This window comes from Thermovirga sp., from assembly GCA_012523215.1.
In the GTDB taxonomy this organism is placed as follows: Bacteria; Synergistota; Synergistia; order Synergistales; family Thermovirgaceae; genus 58-81.
In genome coordinates this window covers 1-3450 of sequence record JAAYIZ010000244.1, presented here as the reverse complement: position 1 = coordinate 3450, position 3450 = coordinate 1, and the positions used below count along the sequence as shown (strand labels likewise).

General features: G+C 59.4%; 3 protein-coding genes. All 3 read right to left on the bottom strand.

Annotated elements, in window-relative coordinates:
* On the bottom strand, positions 1-202 hold a 202-nt coding region (locus tag GX108_06790), incomplete at its 3' end, for a hypothetical protein (GenBank protein NLO56738.1).
* 35 nt (positions 203-237) lie between these two features.
* Entirely contained in the window at positions 238-2145 is a 1908-nt protein-coding gene (locus tag GX108_06785) for an HD domain-containing protein (protein ID NLO56737.1), read from the bottom strand.
* 120 nt (positions 2146-2265) lie between these two features.
* Positions 2266-3450, bottom strand: a 1185-nt coding sequence (gene rmuC / locus GX108_06780) for a DNA recombination protein RmuC (GenBank protein NLO56736.1), incomplete at its 5' end; no start/stop codon positions are given.

Here is a 3450-nt window from a genome sequence, read left to right as displayed (position 1 = left end):
GGGCCTTCCTGGTGGCCTTGGCATGCTCCTCCTCGATCGTGGTTGGGATGGGCATCCCGGGAAAGAGCGCCGCGGGGTAGGGTTGGAAGACGTAAATGAAGTCGAGCCCCTCGAGTTTCTCCTTCCTGGCTCGCTCAAAGGCGTACCTCACCAGCGGTTTCGTTATGTCGCTGCCGTCGATTGCCACTAACGCCTTGCGCATCTTCGATCACCTCCATGATCACTCCCGGATACTAATCAGGGTCCGGAAAAGCGAAAATTCTTCTTCCTGAAGAGTCTCAGGCAGGCATCGACCACCTGGGGGTCATAAAGGCGCCCCCGGTTGGTCTCGATCTCCTCCAGCGCGGCTTCCCCCCCCAGCGAGGCCCTGTAGGGGCGATGGGAGGACATGGCCTCCACCACGTCGGCCACGGCGAGGATCCTGGACTCGAGCAGGATCTCCTCCCCCTTGAGGCCGGCGGGATAACCGGAACCGTCCATCCTCTCGTGGTGCTGCAGGATCATGTCGGCCAACCGCCAGGGGAGTTCTATATTCTTCATAATCTCGTAACCCACTTCGGGGTGGGTCCTGATCAGGGCGAACTCCACCTCGCCCAGGGCTCCCGGCTTGCTCAGGATCTCCGCCGGTATGTTTATCTTGCCCACGTCGTGGACCAGGCCCGCCATCCTGATGGAATTGACGGTTTCCTCGTCCAGCCCCATTTCGACGGCAATGGCTTCCGAAAGGACCGAGACGTTCCTCTGGTGACCGGCAGTATAGGGGTCCCGGGTTTCGGCGGCCATGGCGAGGACATCGATGGTCTGCTCCCAGGCGCGCTCCATACTCTCCAGGCTTTTCCGGATGCTCTCGCGGCTTGCGACAAGGATTCTCCTGGCCTCCTTCGCGACCGATATGTCCCTGTAGATGACGTAGGCGCCCACGACCCCCTTCTCCAGCGTAATGGGCACCGATACGAGGGAAACGTCGACCAGGGCGCCGTCCTTTTTCCGCCTCACCGTCTCCAGCTGGATCGGGTTACCCCTGTCGGTCGTCCTGTCAAGTTCAAATCCTTCCCCGCGGAGATTCTCGGGAACCACCAGCTCGTTCAGGGTGCTACCCTCCGCCTCGTCGCGGGTGAAGCCAAAGAGACGAGTGAAACCCCTGTTTACGTGCAGGATCTTGTTGTCCTCTGTTCCCTCGAGCACCAAGGCGTCGGGGGATTCCTCGAAGAGTTTCTCGAAGAGAGCCTTTTCCCTTGATAGGTCGGCTTTGCTCTTCAACAGTGCCCTGGTACCTATCATGACCTTTCGCCGCAGCATCAGGTTCGTGAAGAGGACCCCCATCACGAGCGCCAGGGAAACCCCCATGAACCAGGGAAACCACCGAGGAATGACGCTCAGCAAGCTTCTTTCGGAAAGCCAATTCTGAATGGACCTGTTGAGGGGGGAGCCCGGGATAAGCCTCCATTTGATGAGGTGGAAATCGAGGATCTGAAGGACCGTCACGCTGGCCCCCTTGGGGGCGGCGAAGCGCAGCTCCCTGGGCTCCAGGAAGATATTGGTCCTTTCCACGCGGTAATCGCTCTCGTTGGTCAGGCCGAAGAGCCGGCTCACGAGCCCAGCCTCGGCCCTCCACTCCTCGATGGCCTTGAACACATCGAGGTAATCATCCACTTCAAGGTAGGAACAGGTCATCCCGAAACTCTCGGCGAGGGCCTTGAAGGCCTCACCGTAGGTGTCCCTCTTGACCACGGCCAGCTTCATTCCGTCCAGGCCCAGGATAGATGCAGGGTTCATGCCGCGGCGGGAGTAAAAGACCCCCCAGTTGGAGATGACGGCCAGGCGGTTGAAGTCAAAGAGTTGCTTCCTCTCCTCGGTCCAGGCCACGGCCGTCATGACATCTATCTCCCGGCGCTCGAGCCTTTCTAGTCCCTCCGCAAAGGTGCCCTCCACCCATTCCATCGTCCAATCGTTTTCAAGGGCGACGGCGTCGAGGACATCGGCGAATATCCCCCTCATAACACCGTCGTCGTCACGGAAGACCAGGGGCGCGTTCTGGTAAAAACCCACCTTGACGTGGTGGATCGCCCAGGCTGGGCCGGGGAAAAGTAACAGCCAAAGGGCGGTCGCCGCCGCGCAACGGACCAGGAAAAAACTTCTACGCACGCGGCACACCCCCTTTCGTAGCCCTGAACAACTCACCGTTAAGAAAACCGGGAATTGTATTATTTATGAAGGTATACGGAGTGATCTTATCATCCATCACGAGTGACCGCAATTGATAATCTATTCCGGTGTTGCGTCGGGAAGGATGATTTCGACCTCGCTTTCAGGAGATTCCGCCTCCGGCAAGGATGCCTCTATACCGCTCTGTTTCCGGATTTCCTCGAGCCTTTCCAGGGGGCGGTCCAGGCTCCTGCGGCGGGTTGTCACGAGGCTCTCGTAGTCGTCGCGGGCTCTTTCGATCTGCTTCCCGAGGCGTTCCAATTTTTTCAGGAACTCTTTCCACTGCTTGTTGAAGGCTCCGAAAAGCGCCAGTAGTTCTTTGGAGGTCTGTTCCAGGGTAAAATTATCCACCGCCTGCCTTATCACGGCAAGGACGGCGTAGAGCGTAACGGGCGAGCAGAAGACCACCTTCTGCCGGAGTCCCTCGTCGACCATGCCCGGCTCCTGCTCGTGGATGAAGGAGTAGACCTGTTCATTGGGGATGAAGAGGAGGGCGTAGTCAAGGGTGTCCTGCGCCGGGTCGATGTAGTCCCTCGAGGCCACCTCCTTTATCCTCTCCCTCACGTCCTTCAGGAAGGACCGGCGGCACTGCTCCCTTTGGTCATCGGTGGAGGCGCCGAGCCAGGCAAGATAGTTGTTGAAGGGGAACTTGACATCCATATTGAGCGTTAGGCCCCTGGGGAGGAAGAAGGTGAAATCGGGCCTCCTGCCCGACCCGGGGAGGACTTTCTGCCTGGCGTAGTTGATCCCATCGACGAAACCCGCGAGACGAAGGATGTCCTCGGCCATCCGCTCCCCCCACTGCCCCCTGGCCTGGGAACTGGAAAGGGCCTCCTTGAGAGAACCCGTGGTGGCGGTCAGATCGGCGGTCCTCTCGTTGACTTCTCTCAATCGGTCGGCGAGCTCGCCGAATTTTGACGCCCGGTCCTTCTCCAGGTCGCGCATCAGGCTGGAGACGGCCTCCAGTTTCGTCGTCATCTCCTCGAGGCGGCGGTCGATGAGTTCCTTCTTCCCCTCGAGCTCCCTGCTGCCGAGGTCCCTCTCCGCGTCGAAACGGGATTTGGCCAGTTTCAGAAATTCCTCGGTCGACTTCGAGAGCGCCTCCAGGGAGAGATCGCCGAAGGCGGCCTTGATTTGCTCGGTGATATCCTCAACCTGCTCCCTGGTGGCTCGGTCCCGGAAGACTCTCAGGATAAGGGTGGCCACGATGCCCAGGAAAAAACCGGCAAGGAATAGAGCGATCAG